This is a genomic window from Caballeronia sp. 11_S32, from assembly GCF_056930355.1.
Window position 1 is genome coordinate 70434 of the sequence record NZ_JBXOWH010000002.1, and the last position, 16643, is coordinate 87076.

General features: G+C 59.9%; 10 protein-coding genes and 6 pseudogenes. 7 read left to right on the forward strand and 9 right to left on the reverse strand.

Annotated features, from left to right (window positions below; all coding sequences use genetic code 11):
* Positions 1-28: 28 nt before the first annotated feature.
* From argP to AC1Z32_RS08525, 3 genes and pseudogenes are all read right to left on the reverse strand, one after another.
* Complete coding sequence (gene argP, locus AC1Z32_RS08515) at positions 29-973, reverse strand: HTH-type transcriptional regulator ArgP (RefSeq protein WP_483478302.1); 945 nt, start codon at positions 971-973, stop codon at positions 29-31.
* Positions 974-2042: 1069 nt separating this feature from the next.
* Positions 2043-2237: pseudogene (locus tag AC1Z32_RS08520) on the reverse strand (integrase core domain-containing protein); the annotation flags it as partial.
* Positions 2185-3195 carry an NAD(P)-binding domain-containing protein gene (locus AC1Z32_RS08525; RefSeq protein ID WP_483478303.1) on the reverse strand — a complete coding sequence of 337 codons (1011 nt, stop codon included), beginning with the start codon at positions 3193-3195 and terminating at the stop codon, positions 2185-2187. The gene AC1Z32_RS08525 and the pseudogene AC1Z32_RS08520, both read right to left, overlap by 53 nt.
* 1413 nt (positions 3196-4608) lie before the next feature.
* Between AC1Z32_RS08525 and AC1Z32_RS08530 the strand changes: the two genes are divergently transcribed.
* A complete protein-coding gene (locus tag AC1Z32_RS08530; RefSeq protein ID WP_483478304.1) occupies positions 4609-5847 on the forward strand; it encodes an NAD(P)-binding domain-containing protein in 1239 nt (412 codons plus the stop codon).
* 575 nt (positions 5848-6422) lie between these two features.
* Positions 6423-6644, forward strand: a pseudogene (locus AC1Z32_RS08535) (manganese transporter); the annotation flags it as partial.
* Between the two features lie 106 nt (positions 6645-6750).
* Here the strand turns inward: AC1Z32_RS08535 and AC1Z32_RS08540 are convergent.
* A pseudogene (locus AC1Z32_RS08540) lies at positions 6751-6942 on the reverse strand (divalent metal cation transporter); the annotation flags it as partial.
* A 1453-nt stretch (positions 6943-8395) separates the two neighbouring features.
* Positions 8396-8599 (reverse strand): annotated as a pseudogene (locus AC1Z32_RS08545) (IS91 family transposase); the annotation flags it as partial.
* A 266-nt stretch (positions 8600-8865) separates the two neighbouring features.
* Here AC1Z32_RS08545 and AC1Z32_RS08550 point away from each other — a divergent pair.
* From AC1Z32_RS08550 to AC1Z32_RS08560, 3 genes and pseudogenes are all read left to right on the forward strand, one after another.
* Positions 8866-9570 (forward strand): phosphatase PAP2 family protein, encoded by a 705-nt coding sequence (locus AC1Z32_RS08550; RefSeq protein WP_483478305.1) that lies wholly within the window; start codon positions 8866-8868, stop codon positions 9568-9570.
* 286 nt (positions 9571-9856) lie between these two features.
* A pseudogene (locus tag AC1Z32_RS08555) lies at positions 9857-10051 on the forward strand (transposase); the annotation flags it as partial.
* Positions 10052-10362: 311 nt separating this feature from the next.
* Positions 10363-10575, forward strand: coding sequence for a hypothetical protein (locus AC1Z32_RS08560; protein ID WP_483478306.1), 213 nt, complete (start codon positions 10363-10365; stop codon positions 10573-10575).
* Positions 10576-11210: 635 nt separating this feature from the next.
* Here AC1Z32_RS08560 and AC1Z32_RS08565 read toward each other — a convergent pair.
* The 3 genes from AC1Z32_RS08565 to AC1Z32_RS08575 are packed head-to-tail and all read right to left on the reverse strand — an operon-like array spanning position 11211 to position 12764.
* The gene (locus AC1Z32_RS08565) at positions 11211-11435 is read right to left on the reverse strand and encodes a GDCCVxC domain-containing (seleno)protein (protein ID WP_483478307.1); all 225 of its coding nucleotides are present in this window, start codon (positions 11433-11435) and stop codon (positions 11211-11213) included.
* A 22-nt stretch (positions 11436-11457) separates the two neighbouring features.
* Positions 11458-11952: a DoxX family protein gene (locus tag AC1Z32_RS08570; protein ID WP_483478308.1), complete on the reverse strand. Its 495-nt coding sequence runs from the start codon at positions 11950-11952 to the stop codon at positions 11458-11460.
* The gene (locus AC1Z32_RS08575) at positions 11949-12764 is read right to left on the reverse strand and encodes an HvfC/BufC N-terminal domain-containing protein (protein ID WP_483478309.1); all 816 of its coding nucleotides are present in this window, start codon (positions 12762-12764) and stop codon (positions 11949-11951) included. Before AC1Z32_RS08575 ends, AC1Z32_RS08570 begins: the two co-directional genes overlap by 4 nt.
* A 522-nt stretch (positions 12765-13286) precedes the next feature.
* Between AC1Z32_RS08575 and AC1Z32_RS08580 the strand changes: the two are divergent.
* Both AC1Z32_RS08580 and AC1Z32_RS08585 read left to right on the forward strand, forming a co-directional pair.
* Positions 13287-13400 (forward strand): annotated as a pseudogene (locus tag AC1Z32_RS08580) (IS5-like element ISCARN85 family transposase); the annotation flags it as partial.
* 229 nt (positions 13401-13629) lie between these two features.
* Complete coding sequence (locus AC1Z32_RS08585; protein WP_483478310.1) at positions 13630-14067, forward strand: J domain-containing protein; 438 nt, start codon at positions 13630-13632, stop codon at positions 14065-14067.
* 840 nt (positions 14068-14907) lie between these two features.
* Here AC1Z32_RS08585 and AC1Z32_RS08590 read toward each other — a convergent pair.
* Positions 14908-16557: a glycoside hydrolase family 32 protein gene (locus AC1Z32_RS08590; RefSeq protein ID WP_483478311.1), complete on the reverse strand. Its 1650-nt coding sequence runs from the start codon at positions 16555-16557 to the stop codon at positions 14908-14910.
* Positions 16558-16643: the final 86 nt, after the last annotated feature.

Here is a 16643-nt window from a genome sequence, read left to right on the forward strand (position 1 = left end):
TCGTTTTGCGCTGCGCGTAATGGCGCGTTCAGACGCTAGTTCGGGCCGTCCCTGGCGCCGTGAGTTCCGAGCCGCTCATCTGCAGGATCTCCCGTGCACTATTGATGATGTCAGTGGAGATTGCCTCGCAGACAGGCGGTGCTGCTCGCCAATGATGCCAGTACAGTGTGACGTGCAAGGGCATGTGACGCAGCACGTCCACGACCTCGCCGCTGGCAAGTCGCGAGCGCACGGTCTGCTCCGGGAGTAGCCCGTAGCCGACGCCCGCGACTATGGCTTCGAATTGCGAAGCCGCCGAAGGTAGAAAGTTCTTGCGATAGCGTACGACCGACACGCCGAATACCGCATCGAGGTACCGATCCAGCATAGCGGTGCGCTTTCCGAGTAATACCGCAGGCGCCAAAGTGGCCGAATGGAGCGTGAAGCCTTTGGAAAAATAGCGCTGCATGAAAGCGGGGCTCGCAATGCATCGGTAGGGCATGGTGCCGATGGGCGTAGCGGCGCAACCGCGGGCCGGCCTCGACACGGTCGAAACGCACCCGATAACTTCCCCGCGTGTGAGCACGGGGAAGGCGGGGTCCGCATCATCCACGACGATTTCGAGCTCCACCGTGTTGCGTTCGATAAGCCGCTGGGCGACAGTGTTGAACCAGGTGTCGATCGAGTGCGCATCCACGCTGATGGCGAGCGGCATCATGCCTCTCCCTTCGACGCCGTGCGGACGCACCTGACTGTACGTGTCGGCTTCGAGCAGCCGAATGGCAACCACATGCTTAAACAGCACTTCGCCGACTGCCGTCAAGGCGAGTGGCTTGTCACGCACCAGCAGGACGGTGGACAACGCCTCTTCCAGCGCCTTGATGCGCTGCGAGATTGCGCCGCGAGTCACATTGAGCCTTTCTGCCGCGCGTTCGAAGCTGAGGGTTTCGACGACAGCAGCGAAAGCCTCCAACTGATGTCGGTCAAGCATCATCAGTGTTCTCCTCAAAATATCGTCAGTACGCGCATGCTTCATCGCGGCATGCGTCAGGCGGGCGAAAGCACCGCCTCGCCAGGGCGCTCATTGAACGATCAGCATCCGGGGGCTTTCGCGCCGTCCGGTACATCGTCGAGGCCAGAACTATCACTTCCAATAATGCAGGAATAATGCCAACGGCCATCGGCTTCGTGCGCACGGCTGCGGAAAACGTGTCGCGTGCTCAAACAGCCGTCCGGGCAGGTTCATATGTTGCCCTCGTGTCAACTAATAACTTCGTCCTGTTGGACGATTTCCATCCATGTTGCCGGCGTTCATCCTGGCACGGAGCAGGTTGGCAGCGAGTATTGCAGCGCCGCCTCAACAAATGCACGGAACATTCGTTATAACGATATGCAAGCTTTCGATCGAGAGAAACCCTCCACATGGAGGCTGTGATCGGCACGCCACCGTCGGCGATGCGCGAGAGCTTGCATCGGGATTCCGAAGCCATGGCCGGAATGATCTTCTCCGATACTCCTTCGACATGAGGATGTGCCGGCGAGCGTGGAGAAACTCGAGATGACATCAACGATTGGTGCCCAAGATCCAAGAGATCCGGCGCTCAACGGAGGTAGCTGCAGCCCACGAGCACGCCATTACGTGCAGCATCGATGCCTCTCTATCCATTTGAGTATTGCCTCGGACGTCAGCATATGACGTCGGGGTAAGGGGCAAGCGCGGACTGGCCGGTATTGGCACGTGAGCATTGGCGGGTTCGGCGTGTCGATGCGTTCGTGCTCGGCGACGACCGCACCACGTGTGTTTCGGAGCACGAAGCGGATTATCGCGGAGTACTGGGGCTGAAAGACTGCCTACGGCGCACGGTTTCCGTCGCGCACTATCTCCGCTAATGTCAGGGCATCAACGAGGGGTTGACGGCCATTCATAGACCCAAGGTCTGGAGAATAGGAGCAACAAAGAGGCTCCTCTTTGCGCTGATTGCACTCGAGAACGTGAATACGGCGGGCGCTACGGAAAGTGGCGTAGTAACCACCCCGCAATTAACGCGAGTCAGAAGTAGAGACTATGCTGCGGCCGTGAGCCGCTGTTTTGGTGTGACGCCTCCAACCCCCATGTTAGGGCGCTCGTTATTGTATTGCCACATCCATTCAGTCGCGAAGTGCTGCACGTGTGCAAGGTCATCCCAGTAGTATTGCGACAGCCATTCATACCGCACCGTCCGGTTGAACCGCTCCACATAGGCGTTCTGTTGCGGTGAAGTCCCCCCCAAAGCCTGTGCACCAAACAATCGCTGAAATGTTCCGCTCCATCAGATCGAGCAACAGGATAGGTCGCTCGGGTAGGCGTGGAGCAACCGTCTCCGACTCGTCCTCAGCGGCCACTGGCGCAGGAAGGCCGCGAAGCTCGATAAATTCATCGATGCGGATTTTTAATTGCGCGGAAATCTGGTCGCCGAACCGAACATTTTCGACAAGGTCGTCAGCGAAGACGAGACGGCCATCCTCCACGCCGACTAATCGCCCTAGCAGCACGACGCCTTGGGCGTTCAGAGACTGCAGGCTTATTGTGGGTAACGCGCCAAGCATGGGCCGAGCAGCAACGCGGCCAGATGCATTGACGAAATCCTTGCGCGGCACGTCGAACATTCCGGTCTTCACCATCCACACGACAATGTCGCGCCCGCGATATCGTCGCGGCATACGGCCAATATGGCTCGTCGCGAGATAGGTCTCTCTGCCTGCCAGGATCAGATCTTCGGCGATTTGGCAGCCCGACTGTGCACTGCCCACAACGAGGATGGCCCCGGCGGGTAATGCGCTGGCATTGCGGTAGTCCGAGGCATCGATCTGCACCGGGCCGCTCACTAATGCGGAGGCAGCAGCCGGTCGGCACGGCCGGTTTAGGCTGCCGCTGGCGGCGACAACGCTTTTTGCCCACCACGTCTGCTGCGGCGTCACGATGCGAAAGAGGCCGTCTCTTGAATCCAGTTTTGAGACCGCGACACCAGTGTGAACTGGGAGTTGGTGGCGCCGCGCATAGTTCTCAAGCAGCGTCACGAACGCCGTATGCGTCATGAAACCTTCCGGCTCGGCGCCGTTGTAACTGTCGCCAGGCAATGCACTGTAGATATTGGGAAGATTGAAGTGGAAAGAATCCCAACGCTGGGTCCGCCAAGTTTCGCCGATTCTGCCACGCTCCAGAACGCAGTGCCGCATATTAGCCCGAGCGAGTGCATAGCTAACGCCGAGGCCGGCCCATCCTGCACCCACAACACCGTATCCAGAACGCTTTTGTCTTCCATGACCGCCCCCGAAACATTTCTGCCGATTCGATAAATCGCCTCATGCTAGAGCCTGGTCGCTGAAAGCATCCGGCCGAAATCGCGACGAGCGACCACGGTGCTGATCTGTCTTCCCGGACGACGCCGTCCAACGATTCGATGCACGAAGCGCTGACCTTCGTGGTGAAGAAGATAGGTGACCGAGAAGAAACGGGTATTGAGGGCTTTTCAGGATGAATTTCTGGTACAAGATGTACGAAACCGCCTATTAAGATGGTTCTGACGAGGTCCGCTAATTGGACAGCCCTTGGCAGACACGCCAGCGCAGATAGGGAAATACGGCTTCGGCCAACACTCCGCGAGGGACTCCGCCTGAGCGGACGACCGTTCGACGGCGAACCAGTCATCGGCGCAAGGCGGAGTTCTTAGACAGCTTCGGGGTCCCTTGCGGTCTTCGCAACGGGAAAAAGCGGCCATGTCAGCACCGTTTGCGTGATCCGGCAAGGAACACATCATGATCAGAGGTCGACGCGCCCGCAATTACGTCGGGTCACCACACGGTGACCGCCTACAAAGATGGGGTGCGCCGGTAACTGGGGTTTGTCAGTGCGTCCTGCGCGCATGTTGCGTGAGGTGCACGCCGTATGCGCGCTGCACGGATAGAAGTTCGTTTCGGGCTGGAACGCTCCTCATACCCCGACCTTGGATCACGATCGAATGGCTATGTGTTCACAACCACTTCATTTACCTGACTATGGAGAACACCTTGACAAATGAGTCCCCGTAGAAGCCGCTATTCGAACGGCTAGTCGGCGCAGGAATCCGCCGGATTCCCACGCGTGCTTTTCGGCGTTTGCTGACGTTTAAGTGCCACTGGCCCACGCCTGGAAATACGCAGCGAATGCTTCAGTGGAAGAATGCGAGTCCGAATACGCCGCCTTCCAATCGACTCGCAACAGGATAATCAAAGTTTCCGGTGCCGATATTCCGATTCTGAATGTCGTCGCTGCCCAACGGCCGCGGTTGGCGAAATGGGCGGGACACCGCCTCCCTTCGGGATCGATGCCGGCCGGTGCAACCGCCAAACGTCTGAAAGACCTTGGAACAGCCACCAGCGCCCCTCTAGCGCGTAAGGTTGCTCTGGGGCTATTACGGAAATTGCCCGTCGAGTCGTCAGATCAAGACCGGCCACCCACCTCGAGCCCGTCGGTTGTGCGGAATGTCGCTTTCTCGCGAAGGGCTGGCCGAGCACCGACAGCGTTCGATTCTGTCACGACCGGGTTGCCTTTCAGGCGGCTCGGGAGTTTCATTGCCTCGAGGGATCTTCGGACGGCCTGTGAGGACGCCAATGGCGAGTGTCGAGACGGTGATCATCGGCGGCGGCCAGGCCGGCCTCGCAATGAGTCATCACCTCCTGCAGCGAGGTCGCGAGCATCTGGTGCTTGAGCGCGCTCGCGTGGCCGAGCGCTGGCGCTCCGAGCGGTGGGACTCCCTGCACTTCCAATTCCCCAACTGGAGCCTCGCGCTGCCGGGTCAGGTCTACATGGGTGATGACCCCGACGGCTTCGCGCACAAGGACGCGGTGTTGGGCTTCATCGAGCAGTATGCCCTTCACGTTGCACCGGTGATACGCTGCGGCGTCGACGTGACATTGCTGCGCTGCGTGCCGTCGGGAATTGGCTTTGAGCTAACGACCTCGCGGGGACGCATCTTGGCCCGGCACGTCGTTGTCGCGACCGGCCCCTATCAGCGCCCGCGGCTGCCACACTGGTCGCGGGAGCTGCCGTCCGGTGTCGCGCAGCTGCATGCCCGGGACTACCGTCGTCCGCAGGACTTACCTGATGGTGCGGTAGTCGTGATTGGCTCCGGGGCTTCCGGTTGCCAGATCGCCGACGAACTGCTCGAGGCGGGGCGTCGCACGTTCCTCTCAGTCGGGAGGCACCACCGAGTTCCGCGTCATTATCGCGGGCGCGACGTATTCTGGTGGCGGCGGGAGCTGGGCGAGCTCGATCGCACCATCGACGACACGCCACCCGAACTGCGCTCGCCACCTCTCGTCACAGGGGTGAACGGCGGATACGAAGTGAACCTGAGGCAGTCCGCTGCGCGCGGGCTGCGCCTCTGTGGGCATCTGAGCGGTGTAACCGCTGGCACGCTCGCGTGGGCCGATGATTTGCAGGCGACGTTGCGCACCGGTGATGAGCACTATCGAGCCTTCCTAACCCAGGTCGATGCCTATGTTGCGCGAACGGGGCTCGACGTACCAAAGGGGCCGGACACAACCGACATCTTCGGTGAGCGCCCGCGTATCGCATCACCTGTATCGCCGAACATGCTCGACCTCCGCGCGGAGCGGGTGGGTGCAGTGATCTGGGCGACCGGCTACACGCTGGACTTCAGCTGGATCGGGATCCCGGTATTCGATGCGGACGGGAAGCCGCGGCAACGGCGGGGGGCGACCTCGGCACCCGGCCTCTATTTCCTCGGGCTGCACTGGATGCATAACGCCAAGTCGTCGTTCCTTTGCGGCGTGGGCGAGGACGCGGCGCACATCGCGGCCTGCATCTCGGGCGACACGTCGAAGTGACGAGCCGCGGAGCTCTTCGGGTCAGCGGTCAGTTGTTCCAGGCCGATCCGATGCGCCTGTGAACGATTTCTCCTGGGTCACCAACATGCGGGCCGTGGTGCTGTTCAGATTCGACTTCAGCCGACCGCATCAGTCAATCGTAGTGCCAATTACAGCCGTCGGACGAAACCGCTCGCGCGGTATTGGGGGTAATCGTTCGAATCGTGCAAAATCTGGCGCTTTATTCGGAAAAACGCCGATCGTTCAAAGACTTGCGAATCCGTCGACTGCGCAAGAACTTCGAGGTCGCGCTGCCTTGCTACATGCGGTTTTGCAAGCGATGACCGCCAGATTTCGCACGATTCGAACGATTACCCCGGCTCGGCGTTGCTTTGCCTGCTGCGTTTCCGAAGATACATCTGGCCGGGACCAGAGCAGCATGGCGGTGGTGAATGCGATGAGCCTGAGGTTGCATGCGAGCTTGAGGCGAGGTCCAGAGGACGGTCCAGACATCTGACGGTTGCGCATTAAGATACCGGCCTCGCCGAGTGTTGTGAATCGACTCTTGAACGACACCGCTAACGGAATGCGGCGCATCGACTCCATTGGTTAAAAAATCAAAATCCTTTCGAGTAGACGTGGTTGTATCGACCGGAGAGAGCACCCGTGAAAGTGTTCGCACGCCTTCGCTGGACACGCTCGAACCGCAGAAAATGGCACTCGCGACGCGGATCTGGATGGGCGTCTTGCGCGGCTATCTGGTGATCGCGGTCGGACTCGTAATCTTCAAGGTGCTGCAAATGACGCTGTTTAAATAAATCTCGCATTCATGCTGCGCTCGTGCCGGCCCTTCGCGGCCGGTCTCTCGAAGCGTCTTTTGGCGACGGCAGACGCAGCGCAGCGGTACGTCGAAGATAACAAGTCTCATCCCGACACGAACATACCCACCGCCGCGATCGCCATCGCGAAGGTCGCGAGCCATCCACCCCAGGCCAACACGCCACTGACGGCGAACTCTCCCATGACGCACCGGCTTCGTGCCATGAGCATCATGATCGCCATCGTCGGCACGGCGGCTAAGCCATTGATCACTGCGCACCAGTAGAGGGCCCGGATCTGGGTTTGAGTCCCATTCCGGCCGTCGCGCGGGTGCCCGGCGTGACGGTCTGCGTCGACGAGATCGAACGGGGCTGTCCGTGGGTACAGCGACGCTAGAATGCTGAACAGAGTTGACGCAGCGACGTATCCCATTTCGGGGGGGCGCGGCGGAAACTTCAAAGCGTCGCCAGAAAGTTGGCTGATGCGCGCCCTTTCGTCGCCGCACCGTCGCTCCCGCACGAAGGAAAGCGTCGCAACGCGAAGTCAATGCCATGAATACGCCTTATCCGCCGGCGCGCGCGGCAACTTTTCTCTTCGCCTATGACTCAATGGATCACCGTCGTGTTCATGCTGTTGTCGGTGTTCTCTCTGTTCCTCGGCGGTGTATGGCCGGTGAGCCACGGTGGATCGCGGTATTACGTGGTAGCCGGCATCCTGATGAGGATGATCGCCTGGCTCGTCCGGCGAGCCACCGCCCGCGCACTCTGGCTATGTGCGGTGCTGCAGCCTACATCAGCAGGGGCGCATTTGCCATCGCCTGCCGCCCCTGCAAGCTGCCCGTTCTTAGCGACCCCGCGACCTTCCCGCATAAACTTTCCCGCGAACGTGGGCTATCAAACCTTAACAAATGGAGGTTTTATTAAACTAGGTGTACGCCTATCGTTGTCCAGACTATTACGGGCGTCGGTCCTCTTTTAAATGCCGTTTGGCTTTCTTTCCTTGGCTATGAAAAATTTGTACAGGAAGCTGAGTACGGGGCAGAAAACCTTCTTTTTCATGGTCAACGCACTGGTGGCTCTAGGCGGGATAGTCGAGGGGAACAGGTACGGTTTTGTTGGGGCTGCTGCCCTGCTCGTATTGATTTACTTTCAGCTCGGAAGTACTCCCTGAGCGCACCCGACCGCCCCATAGGACCGTAGGTGACATCGCCAACGCTAAAATTAACCGGCCGACGCGGCGATGATCCGGGCGACGAACTTATAAATGCCGTTTATCCTCGACCTTGTCATCAGGCCGGTTCAAGACCATGCCTCAACCCCTTCCGAGCTCATCGTCATATTGAACGAAAACGTTTGTTCCGACTCCGATTTCGGCTGCTACCCGAGAGTGGTCAATCTGGCCGACGGGCCAAAATTCACTGCAGCATATGACAGGCGGCGACTGAACGGACTGTCATCAGCCTGCTGACGAATCACCCACCGCGGCCAACGGAATCGCCGCGAGTAGCCCCAGGCGTGTACGCACTCATAATCCAGCCGAGAAGCGTGGCGAAAGTGGGGAGCGGATCGGCAACGGCCTGAGCGGCGCCATAAGCTGCGAGAAAGTCATCCGACAGAACGCGGCGCTCGCAACGGCTTCGGCTGGACCCGCGGCATGACGACATAGCCCTCGCCAAGGAACAACCCTTCATAACGGGAAAATCGGAGGGAGGCGCGGTAACCGGCGGGGGGGGAGCGGATCGGGATTCATCGGGGATCGCCGGTGGTGTTCGCGGCGGCGCACAGGGTAACAAGCGCTCGATGCAAAGCATGCGCCCGCGCGAACACGCGGGGCAGACATGAAGCGAGCAACCGGTGAGTTTCGCGTAGCGGTCGCGACGTTCGGCTTTGGCCGCGCTGCAAGTCTGGCTGGTTCGCTGCAGGCGGCGGCACGCGCTCAACCGGGACTCGCGCACATCCATCGGTCTGCAGGTCCCAACGACGTAGCTGGGATTCATGCGCTGCGCGGCTCCTCGACCGCACACGACCGTGCAAGAAAACGGTTCTCCTAAAAGCGCTTTGCCGATTTCCACCTAGCTGGCCCCGGTCCGCCGCTCCGCCAATCCCATGAACGTATCGCAAAACAATCGGCGTCGACGTTATGCGAGGTATTGAACAGACGATTGCACTGCCCGCACGTACGCTTCGGACACAATTACATCTACGCACGGAGACACGAGGCATGAACGCTTTTGATACGCCAATCCAAACTTGGCTGGTTCATATCGCCGCATCTTCCTTCGTGTTCACGCACGCGGTTCACGCGGTCGCGGAGTTCTACTTCACCAAAGGTCTCATTCCGCTAGCAATTCTCTGCGCCATGTGGTTCCAGCCGGGAGACGCGCAGCAGTGGCGCCGCGAGACCGTCGTCGCGACGCTGTGCGCCGGGCTCGTGGCTTTTCTGCTCGGCCGCCTGTTCGCGCTGACGCTGCCGTTCCGCCTTCGTCCGATGTATGACCCCGCCGTTCATATGTCGTTTCCCTTAGCCGACCAGACGGGCGCGGGCATGCGCCTGTGGAGCTCGTTCCCCAGCGATCATGCCGCGCTCTGGATGGCGATAGCGGTCGGCATCTTCCTCGTTTGGCGATGGCTCGGCGTGCTCGCGATCGTGCATTGCGTGGTCTTCGTGTGTCTGCCGCGCGTCTATCTGGGGCTGCACTATCCGACCGACGTCATCGGCGGCGCTGTCATCGGGGCGTTCTGCGGATGGTTTCTCACGCGCGGGCCGATACGCACTCGCTTCGCGCCGTTCTTCGTGCGATTCATGGAATGTCGACCGACCGCGGGTTACATGCTTGCCTTCCTTTTTTTGTTCGAACTCGCGACGATGTTCGACGAGCCGCGTTTCCTCGCGACGTTGGTCATAAAGCAACTACACCGAGGATAAGCCACGAGATGCGATCTTAACCTGTCGCGATAACTGGACCTTTCGATTTTCGGGGTCTTGTGGAAAATTCAGCGTCACTACTAGAAATTGAGTCATACATGACTCTCTAGACTAGGACTCGGTACCTTTACCCAAAGCGCAAGCCCCTGACGTTCGCAGGCGGCGTCGTTGACACCACGACACAGTAAATGCGCTCCACGGGTTCAAAGGCGTTCGCGCTGCCGTGTGACGAGCGGAGGGTTCGGACAAACGCAAATCTGGCGCATTCGAGGGCCATATTCAGATCACCTTTCCGCCGCCGTACTGCCCAGAACTCAATCCCGTCGAGTATCTGTGGGCATGGCTCGAACGTCACGCGATTGCCAATTTCTGCCCCGACAACCTCGACGAGTTGCAGACCGTCGCCCGCAACAAGCTGAAAAGCGCGCAGCACCGACCTTCCATCATTGCTGTGTGCTGGATTCAGGCAATCCTGTGGTGACGTCAAGATTTATGGAAAGGTCAATAGAATAACTAAATACCGCGCGGACCTACGCCTACGCCGAGCCGGCAGCGCTACCATGCGTGCCCACACGCATCACGCAGAACAACACGTGGCATTGCAAACGCACCTGCACCGCTTGCAGACCGACTTTCGGCTGCCACCCGGCAGCAGAGATCGAGCACGCCCTAAAGAAGGCTCGAACGAGCAGGAGGTGGTTTGTCGACCGGTTCGGGCGAGAAGGCGAGGCCAGTCGAGTATTCGGTGATTTTCTCAACCCTTGCGAGCAGGTCAGTCACTGCGGAGAACTGGTGGCGCAGAAGGTGACGGTTTCGCAACAGATGCTCGAGGCGCCGGCACCAATAAAGAAGCGGGAGAGCCGAATTTGGCTCGTGAAGGACCGCTTCGATGGCAAGTCGAATGTGGGCAATGTCGGCGTCGATCATACGGACCTCGAACGCGCCGACGAGGTTGTTGTCGCGGGGGGCCATGTCTCGTTAGCGGCACGGACGCTCGATTGCTGAAGTGCAATCAAAATGTTGCAATCTGCCGGAGAGGCTGCTCGGACTGGCAACGAGCGAAACTCATTTTGGTCACATTTCTGGGGCCGTTCTCTGACCGTCTGTTCATCGTCAACCGCGCTGGCACATGTTGACGCTGGCGTAATGATTGTCGTTCCTGGCTCGGTTCATGTCGAGTCAGCGCCAGTCGTCTATGCCGCACCCACTCACTATGGGACGGGTATGCTTACAGCTATCGTTGAACGCTGACCGCTCTTCCTGCTGCACAGGATCGAGGAAGGCATCGATGCAATGGAAGAAATCTGGTTGTGGCTGCTCAGCCCACAGAGCACCACATAGTATCTTTTCGACCTCGATGCAACCGACGCAGTCGCGTAACAGCGACGGTCGCCTGTTTTCACCACCGATCACGAAGATCGCGTTCAATTGCATTGGAGGGGTGAAGGTTCAACGAGCAAGCAGGAACTGATCGACACAGTTGTATCGGACCGCATCTTCGATCAGTGATCCTTATCGTGTTTAATGGCTCATTGGGCTCCTGCGAAAAATGAATTACAAGGACAACATCCAGGCCGGCAGGATTGACGATCGAGAGCTTGACGTGTTCGATCTATCGACCGTTGAGTTCATATCCAGCGTTACTTTGTCTGAGGTTCGCAGCACGCGCGCTTATACTGAACAGGCGGACACGGTACCGAGCCGAATGAACAGAACACGCAGCAGTCGCCCAGCTTCGGCCGCAGCAGCACGTGACATGCAGGACATTCATAGTAGAACTGGCATGCATCCGTGGGCATGGTTTCCCGCGTAGCGACCCCGCATTGCGGGCAGGTCAGGACAGATGCGAGAACGACTTTGTTCACGGTGGTGCCCTCGCTGCCGAATTCAACCGTCGCCGCGTTGAGGTCGGGGGCCTTCCGACGAAGTGTCTCTCCACCGTCGCAGACGTATCAGATGGTCAAGAGACAGCGTTCCGGCGCCCCGGCACACCAGGACGAGCAGCATGGCCGCCCACTGAATATGGGTCGGCCACGCCTGCGGGTAGACAAAGAACTCGATCACGGAGGTCATCCCGAGCAGGACCAATGCGGCGGGCCTGACACCCAGGCCGAGCACCAGCAACACCGGCATACTCAATTCTATCGACACGGTAATGTGTGCCGCTACATCCGGCGGCAACACGGGCAGCCTGTATTCGTCGCGAAACAGTTCGAGCGCAGCGTCCCAGTTCGCGAGCTTGGTCATCGCCGAATTCCAGAATATTGTTGCGACCGCGAGGCGCAGCGGAACGGCCAGAAGCCAGTATGGCACGCGTTCCAGCAACTGAACTGCGCACTGAAAGACGTTGTGGCCGTTTGCGGAGTTGGAGAGGCGAGTCATGTCGATGTTCTCTGGTCGATCCGAAAGCAGCCTGCAGTCTGCGACGTCTGTGCGAAGCATCCGCGCGCCAGGTATGCGCCGACGAGTGCAAAACCATCCGCTTCGGGCGCGCATGCCAGCGCCGCCTCGAGCGACTCACCCGCAAAAAGCGCCTTGCTGATGCGCCACTCTCCAGCGCTCAACCGCAGCGCATCGACGCCTTCGGTCACGCGTTGCACGAGCAGATGAGCCGGGCCGGCTGCAAGCTCGATAGCACGCAGCCCAGCGTCGTCCTGCTGGAGCACGGCACGCCAGATAGCGTCGGCGGGAGCCTCGCAGCGCAGCAGCCGCGTGGCCGGATGAGGCGACAGTCGCAGTGATCCGAGCGCGTGCTCGTCAAGCGGTGCGAGACACGCCGGATCGAGGGGCGTGACATCAGCTGCGTGCAGCACGCCATTCACCAGCCATTCGAGCTGTGCGACCTCGGCCACATACGGTACCGTTGTGAGTTGCGGCATTTGCGCGAGGAAGGCCGGAAACCGTGCGCCATATTCGTCGAGCCATGCGCTGCGAGGCGGCGCAGCGCGCACAAACAGGCGCACCGAGCCCTCAAAGAAGTCCGCGCCGATCAGACGCCGCACGGCGGGAAAGGCAAGCTGCAGCGCGTTGACCAGCACACTTTCTGACGTGTTTCGGTAGATGTTCAGGCGTGCCTGCGGATCGAGGCCATCGGCGAGCACGAGGGCGGTCGCGGCTTCATCGGCACCTGCTTCCTGCAGGCTCCGGCGCATTGCCCGTTGCAGCTCAGCCAGCGATGGCGTGCGCGGGTTCATGTCGGATCGCCTCCATTGCCGATTCGGCCGTTGCGGCCTCCTCGATGAGAACGTCGAGCGGCGGCACTTTCGGCCTGCTCCTCGCTCGGACACTCAGGCGGCGGAAAGACCGCACGAGAGGCAATGTATGCAATCGCTTGCGCGGCACGATTTGCTATGTCACGCGGACTCTCCGCACGCGCAGCCGGCGCAGAGAGAATGGAGTCTCCGCGCATCGAAGGGCACGTAGGGGCTACGACCCTCACCGACGCGAACGCGTGCACTAGCCGTATGGGACATCCAGTACTAGTTGAGGTATGCGTTCAAATGCGGGTGCACCTTCGCGCATCGCGTCGCAATTTACGCGACGTTATCGAGCCGGATTATTTAAGCGCGCACGCTGTCACCGTGACGTTACGCGGCGACTGATTCCGGCAACGAGATCATGTGTAGCATCAAGTCCAAGCCTCAGCGCACTGCGGTCCACAGCAAAGACAGACCCGACGAAACCATCAGCGCATCGACGACGACCCGGAACGTGTTCGCCTGTTTTGTCGCCTTAAAGGCTTCCGTCGTATCTTCTCCCGATTCGACAAACTGGACGTGCTGTTCCTCGCCTTCATCAATTTCGCGCTCGTCGTCGATGGGCTCAGATAGTGTGAACAGGCCCTAGAAAGTTGAATGGCAGGGTTAGGAATTGAGCATCCTCCCATTAGGCACAAAAGGTCCGCTACTATTACGAATTGCATGCCGCCATTGACGGGCAACCTCATCAGCAGTTGCGGCCCCGAAGCGGCATGTTCTCGTGCATGGGCGACAAGGCACAGTTTCCAGACGGGATCGGTGCTTACACTCACGTCATTGACAGTGTGATGTCGCCCTAGTCATGAAAAAAGTGATCCACACTCACTACGACAATTTGCGAATCAAGCGGAACGCAACGCCGGGGATCATCAAAGCCGCCTACCGCGCCTTGAGCCACGAATACCACCCCGACCGCAATCCCGATCGAGACACCACGCGCATCATGCAAATTCTCAATGATGCGTACGCCGTGCTCAGCGATTCAGGCGCGCGAGCGAAGTACGACGCGAAAGTGGCCGCCGAGGAAGCGGCCGCGTTCCACGGCAGTCCGGCCGAAGGCGAAGCAACGCACCCGCGACAGGCATCAGACGCAAAACTTGCTCAACAAGGCGAGGAACGTGAAGGTGCGGCGACACAGGCTAAGAGGGCCAACGCCCGTGCAACGCGCACCGTTTATGTCCTTATCGGAACCCTTTTGCTCCTGTTCTTCGCGATTTTGGTCGCCTTGGCTCTGGCGTAAGGACGAAGCGCCCGCGGCGGCGTTCGGCAGCAACACGTGCGAATGTTGGGCTTCGCAAGCGGGGAGCGGTGCGACGTGCGTCACTCACCACATCCGCGCATCGGGAGTCCATCGCGCCGGATAGTCGCTGTCTCGAAACAGCCGCATAAATCGCGGCCTAAATCTCACTCATGAGTGCGCAAAGACGAATCATTTATACGGAATCTACGGTGTGTTGAGCGAGGACGGCCATGGCGTCGCCCTATCATTGCGCGGCTCGTGCGGGAACGGGCATAGAATCTGCCGCTTTTTGAGATAACCAACCCTTCAGTTGAATCTTTTGCAACCGATCAAGCAACGGACTCGCCGTTTATATCAAGCTCGGAATAGTCGATCAGGTCGAGCACGGCCTTCCAGGCCCATCGCGTACTGCGAATCTACAAGTCGCGAGCGAACGAAAATGACTAATTACCGATTACGCCGAATCTGGAATCTGCTGAAGACGGGGTAATCGTTCGAATCGTGCAAAATTTAACTGTGATCGCTCGCAATACCGCTTGTAGCAAGGCAGCGCGACTTCGCTGTTCTTCCGCAGTCGAGGGATTTGTAAGTCCTTGAATAATCGGCGCTTCTCAGAACAAAGCGCCAGATCTTGCACGATTCGAACGATTACCCGGAGACGAAGAATCCGAGCAACATCTTCGAACAGGATCACCGAGCCGTAAAGTGCATTGCAAGACCGCCGCTCGGGGTTCAGGGATTTTCGCCGCACGCATCGTACTCGCTGCATCTTGCCTTGATTTATCGGCAAAAGGTGAAGTCGACCAGTTGCCGTTGCCGTCGTCGTTAGCGATCGAAGCGTCAACGACCACAGGCCGGTGCCTGATGCGAAGCGCATGCGCGGTCGTCGTCGCTGCCCGCGAGCCGGTTGACCGTCAGCTCGTCAAAGGTTGCGTTGCCGTGTTCGGAAAATACGGCAACGTGGTCCGCATCATGGTGCGGGAAAATCAGGGCCGTGAGCGCGGCACGGCCGCCGTTCGCGAACACTTCAACCGAGCCGCGATCGATGACGATCTCGAGCTTCAGTCGTCCGTGTTCGAGCGGCAGTTTCACGATGTGCTGCTTGCTGAACGCACTGGAAAAATTCACTTCACCCGATCGCGAGCGGTCGAGCGTCAGCGTCTCGGTTGCAGTGTCGTAAATGATCTTCGTGCCGATTGCGCCGTCAGCGGACCGCCGTACGACGAGCCCCGCGCGGGCGGCGCCCCCTGGCGCGAGCGACAACCTGATGCGCTGCACGATGCCGCGTGTCGAGGCAGGCAACTCGGTCAGCGTCGAGTTCACTGTCAGGTCTGCTAGACGCGTCGTGGGCGTGCCACGATTGGCCCACGCGTCGAATGCCGCGGCCGGTGTGACGACGAGCCGCGGCTCGCCGTCGATCGTCTTCAGCGCCAGCTCGCGCGGCAATGTCGTCGCGCCGCGCCATGGCGTCGTCGGCGCCTTCGCCGCGTACTCCCAGTTGTTCATCCATGCAATCATGACTAGACGCGCGCCGGAGAACGTGCCGGCCGCATAGAAGTCGGCACCGTGATCGACCCATCGGAATTGCGCGGGATCGGACCCGGCCGGCGCGACCCGGTCCGGCGTGTACGTGCGGCCGTCGAAATCGCCGACGAAATACATCGCTCCCGATCCGCCCGCGATCGACCACGGATTTACGTTGACGATCATCACCCATTTGATGCGCCGGGGATCGCCGTCGAGCGGCAGAGGCACGAGGTCCGGCATTTCCCAGAGCGCGTCGTCGTGCGGGACGCCCGGCAGCGTGAAATCGCTCAGGAACGTCCAGTGGATCAGATCACCGGACCGGTAGAGCTTCACGACGTGTGCGTCGGCGACGACGGTCGTCATCAGCCAGTATCCGCCGGGCGCGTACCACGATATCTTCGGGTCGCGAAACTGCTTCGATTCCGGATCGAGCGTGAGTACCGGATTGTGCGCGTAGGGCCGCCAGGTCGCGCCGTGATCGAGGCTGTAGGCGAGCGATTGCGCCTGGGTGCCCGGCGCGTGGCCGGAGCCATTCTTGTAGACGCTCGTGTACAGCGCGACGAGCGGTGTGTGGCCGGGCGCGCCGAGCCCCGATGTGTCGTGCGTATCGGCGACGATCGAGCCGGAGAAGATCTCCTCGGTCGCATTCGCGTGCATCGCGACCGGTTGCTCGCACCAGTGGACCAGGTCCGTGCTGGTTGCATGGCCCCACGACATGTTGCCCCATTCGTTGCCGAGCGGATTGTATTGATAGAAAAGGTGATAGCGTCCGTTCTCGTAGACGAGGCCGTTCGGATCGTTCATCCAGTTGCGCTGCGGCGTGAAATGGAGCGCCGGCCGCCATTGCGGCGTGCCGTCTGCGGAAGGCGTGGCGCAGGACGCGGCCGCGATGTGTGCGCCTGACAGGCCCGCGATCAGCAGCGGCGCGAGACGAAGGAAAAAACGGTAAGGCGTCGATCTCATGCGTACTTGGGTGCTTCGGCGGGCGAAGCGGGAAAGGTGGGAGCATGCCGCCGTTACGGCGGCATGCGCGATTGGCAAACGAAGTG